Below are 6,309 nucleotides of genomic sequence, written 5' to 3'. Positions count from 1 at the left end.
TGCGTTCAGATTGGCAGCGATCTCGGCCTCAGATTGACCATCACGAACGAAACAACGGAAAATCTGGTTCACAACAGCGATCTCGTGGTCAGGTCCGGGGACAAGCAGTACGCGATCCGTTTGGATACTCTTCTGCTCGCCGCGCGATAAAATACCTTTTCTGTTGCCTTCCTCGTCAATCAGCATCCGTCTCAGACCGAAACCCGGCACGCCACCTTGCCGATAGCCCAATTCAATAAGGCGGCATTGCCCGGCGAAGACCTTTTGAGACAGCTCGCGACTGTATTCGCCAGCCATCGCCCGTTTGATACCCTTGACGATGGTGGAAACCGGACTGCCATCATTTTCAAACTGCTCAGCACAATATACGACCGAAATGCCCGCCCGCTTGCAGATATACTCATAATAGGCGCTTTCATCAGCATCCTGGAATCGACCCCAGCGACTGACGTCGTAGACCAGCACGGTCTTGAATCCCGTTTGCCCAACTTCAATATCTTCAATCAGTTGGGTGAGACCAGCCCGGCCTTGAATACGTAGACCGCTCTTTCCGGCATCGGAATAGGTTCGAATGATCTGGTAGCCGCGTTCATCGGCATATTGCTGGATCGCTTCCGCCTGATTTTCAGTCGAGTACCGCTGATGCTCCGTCGACATACGAACATATTGCGCTGCGTTGCGAGCGTTGTTTTTTCTAAGGTCGTTATCTGGCCAACTCAATGACACGGCCCTCCGTCTCTCAAATTCGCAAAACTGTGCGAAGTCTTTGCGAATCCTTCTTCATTCTTAACGAGAGAGGGATGGAAACATGTTGCATAAGAAGGGCAGTTCGTTTCATCGAGAAAATGTAGGACGTGTTTCTGCGTCGGAATACCGACAAGCCATTAGCACTGCGTTGTCTCAAGAGCTTTGCGGCGCGGGGCAGGCAGCAAAGGCCACCATGCGGTGGACCGGAGCTAGTGAGCGAACAACGAAGAATTGGATTTCTGGTTCATACGGACCGAGCGCAGAGTACCTGATCGAACTGATGAGACATTCAGATACCGTGCTGGCCGTTGTTTTGGAACTGGCTGGGCGCAAAGAAGCAATGACGACTGAACGCCTCGCGAACGTTAAAAGAGAGCTGGCAAAGGTTCTTGAGAATTTGGATGCGATCTGCAGCATCGAAGGCGACCAAATGACAGAATAACAGCCGATCTAGAGTTCTGGATTGTTGCGCTGCATGGAAATCTTACGCGTCGCAAATGGCAAAGATGCTGCGTCAGCCTCCATAATACCTATTTGAAATCGTCGCGCCGATATCCTGTTAACGAATACTATGTGTCGCTCCACGATTTGTTCTTTGTGGTCATGGGTGGGTTGAGAACCACTTGCTGACCCTTGCCGCGAAGACTGAAAGCGCAATTTTTCAAACTTGGCATCAACAATGTATCGTCAAGTAAATACCTGCCACTTTTTTGGGAGAAAATGCATACGCAAGCACACCGCTGGGGCCATTGAACGGGATACCGCTGTAGCGACGTCCTTTAGAATGGTCCGGGTCTGCGAATCTCGGCGGCGAAAGAAAGAGTCCCTTCAAGTTATAGCGCGCCAGTTTGGTCTGAACCGAAGCAACTCTGACATAGCAATACATCTTCTCTAACCTCAGTGTTCAAACTTGCGCATTTACGGAATCTTCCCTCATCGATTTCGGCTGTAGAAAGGATCTCTCCACTGGGTTAGGATCGCTCGCAAACAAATTGATTATTGGAATTCGTTAATCCTCGATACAAACAGAGTAAGCGTGCGCGCCAGATGAAAAATTGGGAATTCAATCCACATGAGTGCCGATTGCGGTCAGAAGGGGACTGCGTCGCGTTGACCAAAAAGGCCGCAGCCGTACTGGAGTATCTTGTTTCCCGTCGAGGTGAAGTTGTCGCGCGAGATGACATACTGGCACATGTGTGGCGCGACATTTCGGTGACTCCGGATCTGGTTCGAGAATACATCTTCGACATCAGACATGCACTCGGCGATGACGCCAAAAGCCCGCGTTATATCGAAACCATCCGAGGCAAAGGGGTTCGCTTTCTAGGAGGCGTATCCATCGGTTCGGCAGGAATGCCCGCTGAACCTGTTCAGTTGCCGCGCGTGTCGGTGGAACCGCCTGAGATCTTCGGCGGCGAAGGGTGTTGGCGCGATCTGGCTCGACCGCTTCAGCAGGAAATCAGGCTTGAGCTGGCGCGTTACTCCGACCTCACTGTCCTCGGACGGACGCGACAGCCAAGTGAACCTGATGTCACGATACAAGCCGATTTTCGCGTTGTGACAGCGATCACCTTAGGTGACGAGCATGTAAGCGTGTTAGTCCAAGTAGTGAAAGGAGCGGATGAGAGAATTGTCTGCACCGACAGATTTAATCGTCCCTTGAGTGATTTGCCAACGGTCACAGCCGAAATTGCCACGCGCATCAGTGCGGAAATCGGTCGGTTCCGAGGCATCGTGCATGACGCCGTTCTCACGTCGGTCGAACGCAAACCGGCCGGCAGTTTTTCGGCTTACGAAGAGTATCTGATGTCGGTGAAATGCGAACACGAGGTGACGCTGGAAGATTGGAGGCAAGGACTGGAACATGCTGATCGCGCAATCGCCCTAGATCCCACGTTTGCGCGCGGGTGGCATATGCGCGCCACGATCCTGCGTGGGCTGGTAAATTTCTTTTTTGATCCTGACCTCGATCCCGATACGGCCTTTCGCGAGGCTGAATTCGCACGTCGCAAGAGCCTCGCGCTGAACCCGAGAGATCCTCATATCCTGGCATGGTCGGCAGACCTTTATTGGGAACATCCCAATCCATCAGTAGTGCAGGACACGCTTCTCAGAGCCGCTGATCTGGGTAGCAGGCAACCAGACACGCTAAGCTACTGTTCCATTGCGTTCATCCTGCATCTGGCACGCTTCGAAGAAGCCGTCGCGTTGATTGACGAAGCGCTGCGCCTCAGTCCGACGCCTCCGGAATGGTACCGAATGGTGGAATGCCGAGCTGCTTATTTCACAGGCGATTTCACCCGCAGCATCGTCGCTGCCAAGGCAGCACCCACAACCTTACCAAGCCTGCTTTTCAGCGCGATGTCACTATTTGTGCTGGAACATTTTGATGCTGCACGCAGCGCATATGCCGAGCTACTTCGTCGATTTCCAAAGTTCTCGCCTACCTCATATGCGACCAACATGATGCCTAATCCTGAAACCGCGCGGCATTTCTTGAGCGGAATCGAGCCCCTTACCGTCGAAGCGGCGCCTCATGAGCTACTTGAGAAGTCCGCACTAAACAACGCTGCGCGTAACAATGGAATTTCCTTGCCAAAGTAAGTGGTTCCGCCCCAGGCACGACAGATCAAGCTCTAAAATTCCAGGCATGCAAGAGCAATCGCGACCTACAAACCACAATCAAACAGATCCTTGCGGCAAGAAAAGGTCCAAATGTATCACCAAAAAATTGCTCGAAAGTGGTCCACAAACAGGGTTGGACAAATCATCAAGTCTCGCCACACAGAATTCTTCGCCGGAACGGGAAAAGTCAAACCGAAGAATTTTCTACGCAGGAATCGTCCGCGCACGTTGTATCCAAAGAGCACACAGTAGCGCATACGACACACAGGCACTGCCGTTTCTTGCAACATAGGTTGTTCCAACTTGGACATCCGCGCGTCAAGAAAACGCGGTTCACGACGCTGCGCCTTTTTAGATAATGCGCTTGCTAGCGTCGGAGGATCGTCGGAAAGTTCAGAAACTTGGATAACGAAAATCCTGATCCGGCCGATGGAGACGCAGTACTCGAGTCCCGCAAGATCAATGGTAGAATGACGTCCGCCATACGCGCATGACGTGGGAAAGCCGACTCCGAAAACGGAACGCGACGACTAATCAGAGGCAGCGGGAAATTCGCCATCCGAGCGTGCCGTCCAAAGATCGATTGATCAAAGGGTTTCCGGCCACTGAGCAGGGAAATCGGGAAATTCGCCATGCGAGGCCCGCCCGGCATCAGCGCATTCGTCCCGGTCTTTCCATCGATGAGATGCGGGAATGGCCAGTTGGCCATGTGTCGATGGCCAGGCACCAAATGTCCGAACGGAAACTTGGCCATGAATTTGTGCCCGGGCACGATATGACCGAAGGGGAAATTCGCCATGAACTTGTGGCCAGGAACGATATGACCGAAGGGAAACTTCGCCATGAACTTGTGGCCAGGCACGAGGTGGTCGAAGGGAAACTTCGCCATGAACTTGTGGCCGGGTATGAGAAAATCGAAGGGAAAGCGTCCATAGCGCTTGTTCCCTGGCAGCAAAAGGGCGATGGGCCAGCTTGCCATGCGCCCATGCGGTTCAATTACACTCCCCCGAAACGGCTTGCGGCGGTTGATCAGAGGGATCGGCCAGTCCGCCATATGAGTGTTGACATTGGTGCTGTCGATAGGTCGCGCCAATATGTGAGGATGGTCCTGCAAAACGCTGAGACCCCGTGCCTTCTTGTCCGAAACGCGAACTTCTTCCACCAGATCACCAAGATCAGCGGCCCCCATTTCGGCGGTAACGTCGCGAAAGGTTTGCGCCACTGACAGCGGTTTATATCCGGCGCGGACCAGCAACACCGAACCAGTTTTGGCAACGAGACCCTCGTAGTGCTTTGCCGTTTCGGGATCGATTTGGGATTTTGCCAACTGGTATGCCAGCCCGTCCTTTGCCGAATAAAGCGAAAGGATGCGCGGCGAAAACCGACGAATGGTAACAAGCTCCCGGTAGACGCTTTTGGCCTGATCGGCACTTTCGAAGTAGCGCGTTATGATTTGTGTCATGGAGCCTCCACCGGTTTGGGTTGCGTGCGTGCGTCGCCTGACCGAGCGCTGCGCAGCAGGATTGGGATGACGATGATTATGGCCGATGCCAGAAATGCCATCTCGATTAGAAAAACAATATTGTAGGGCGTGCTGACCCGAAGTCCCGCAAATGTTGGAGTTACGACCAGTATGTCACGCACAATCCCCGCGAGCGCTATGCCCAAGCCCGCACAGGTTGCCTGAACAGCACCCCACATACCCAGCGACAATCCGATTTGATCGGAAGGAGCATTTCGTATGGTCGCAGTAAGCGTTGCGTGTCCAAAAAGTCCTGCACCCAGACCAGTGGCAAATGTCCCGGCCAGGAAAAGCGACACTTCCACCACTTCGGATGACAAGATGATTGCTGCGAACCCGGGAAGACCAATCAACGCACCAAAGGCCGCGAGACGCAAAGGAATGCCTCCCTGCGACAGATTACGGGACGCGATGCCAAACCCGACCAAGGTACCACAGGCCAACAGTGCTGTGAGCTTTGTCGTCTGCCCGACAGATAGGCCGAGCACTTGACCGCCATAGGGCTCAAGCAAAACATCTGCCATGCCGAAACCGAAGGTGCCAAGGCCGATCAGAACCAACAGGCGCACTGCCCCTGGCTGTGCCATAAGCCGCCCCCATGCATCTTTGAACCGAGACCGGGGCGCCATTTCCATTTGTCGCGCTACGTTTCGGTCGCGCGCTTCTTGCTTCCATAGCGCCAGCAAATTCAGTGCCACAGTTACAACCGCAGAACCTTGAATCACCTGAATGAGGCGGCCTGGTGTGTAGTTTGACAGCAGTGCCCCGTAGATCATCGCGCTAAAAAACATGCCGAGAAGCAGCATGACATACATTAGACCGACAACCTTCGGCTGATCTTCTTCGTTGACAAGATCTGTGGCAAGCGCGAGGCCAACCGTCTGCACGATGTGCAGTCCCGCACCCACCATCAGGAATGCAAGCGCTGCCGACGACAAACCGATCCAACGCGGCGCATCAACTGCCTCGCCATATCCCGATAAGGTCAACAGTGCGAACGGCATGATTGCGAAGCCGCCAAACTGGTACATCGTCCCTTTCCAAATGTAAGGAACGCGGCGCCAACCCAGCGCGGATCGGTAGGTATCGGATTTGAAACCGATCAGGGCGCGAAACGGCGCAAACAAGAGAGGTAAAGCCAGCATTCCGGCGACAAGTGCGGCAGAAACATTAAGTTCTACGATCATGACACGGTTCAACGTGCCCATGAGCAGGACAAGGGCCATCCCGACTGTGACTTGAAAAAGGGACAATCGGAGGAGCCGCGACAAAGGCACTTCGTCGGTCGCAACATCCGCGAAGGGTAAGTAGCGGGGTGCTACCGAAGCCAGCTTGCGCAGCGCAAAGTCGCGATAGTTTGGCATGCCTCATCTCGATTTTTCGGTCCGGAAGACCGCCCAAAAGAGAAGGGCGGT

General features: G+C 53.7%; 5 protein-coding genes. 2 read left to right on the top strand and 3 right to left on the bottom strand.

Translation table 11 applies throughout. From position 1 onward, the window contains the following. A partial coding sequence (locus AB8B75_RS18070; RefSeq protein WP_405364208.1) for a recombinase family protein occupies window positions 1–726 on the bottom strand: 726 nt, incomplete at its 3' end. Between the two features lie 82 nt (window positions 727–808). Between AB8B75_RS18070 and AB8B75_RS18065 the strand changes: the two genes are divergently transcribed. Beyond that, a complete protein-coding gene (locus tag AB8B75_RS18065; protein ID WP_405364207.1) occupies window positions 809–1,189 on the top strand; it encodes an XRE family transcriptional regulator in 381 nt (126 codons plus the stop codon). Between the two features lie 605 nt (window positions 1,190–1,794). Beyond that, window positions 1,795–3,351, top strand: coding sequence for a winged helix-turn-helix domain-containing protein (locus tag AB8B75_RS18060; RefSeq protein ID WP_405364206.1), 1,557 nt, complete (start codon window positions 1,795–1,797; stop codon window positions 3,349–3,351). Window positions 3,352–3,739: 388 nt separating this feature from the next. On the opposite strand, the gene AB8B75_RS18055 is transcribed toward AB8B75_RS18060, so the two are convergent. Both AB8B75_RS18055 and AB8B75_RS18050 read right to left on the bottom strand, forming a co-directional pair. Continuing rightward, window positions 3,740–4,834 (bottom strand): PucR family transcriptional regulator, encoded by a 1,095-nt coding sequence (locus tag AB8B75_RS18055; RefSeq protein WP_405364205.1) that lies wholly within the window; start codon window positions 4,832–4,834, stop codon window positions 3,740–3,742. Further along, the gene (locus AB8B75_RS18050; protein WP_405364204.1) at window positions 4,831–6,258 is read right to left on the bottom strand and encodes a PucC family protein; all 1,428 of its coding nucleotides are present in this window, start codon (window positions 6,256–6,258) and stop codon (window positions 4,831–4,833) included. The genes AB8B75_RS18055 and AB8B75_RS18050 overlap by 4 nt, the downstream gene beginning before the upstream one ends. Window positions 6,259–6,309 lie beyond the last annotated feature (51 nt).

Source organism: Roseobacter sp., from assembly GCF_045106495.1.
Taxonomy (GTDB): domain Bacteria; phylum Pseudomonadota; class Alphaproteobacteria; order Rhodobacterales; family Rhodobacteraceae; genus Roseobacter.
Note: the sequence above shows the minus strand (reverse complement) of the source record. Positions and strands in the feature narration are given on the sequence as shown.

Bases quoted from the DNA above. Each gene is read 5' to 3' on its own strand.
- AB8B75_RS18065 (WP_405364207.1), top strand. From the start codon at position 809: ATGTTGCATAAGAAGGGCAGTTCGTTTCATCGAGAAAATGTAGGACGT.
- AB8B75_RS18060 (WP_405364206.1), top strand. From the start codon at position 1,795: ATGAAAAATTGGGAATTCAATCCACATGAGTGCCGATTGCGGTCAGAA.
- AB8B75_RS18055 (WP_405364205.1), bottom strand. From the start codon at position 4,834: ATGACACAAATCATAACGCGCTACTTCGAAAGTGCCGATCAGGCCAAA.
- AB8B75_RS18050 (WP_405364204.1), bottom strand. From the start codon at position 6,258: ATGCCAAACTATCGCGACTTTGCGCTGCGCAAGCTGGCTTCGGTAGCA.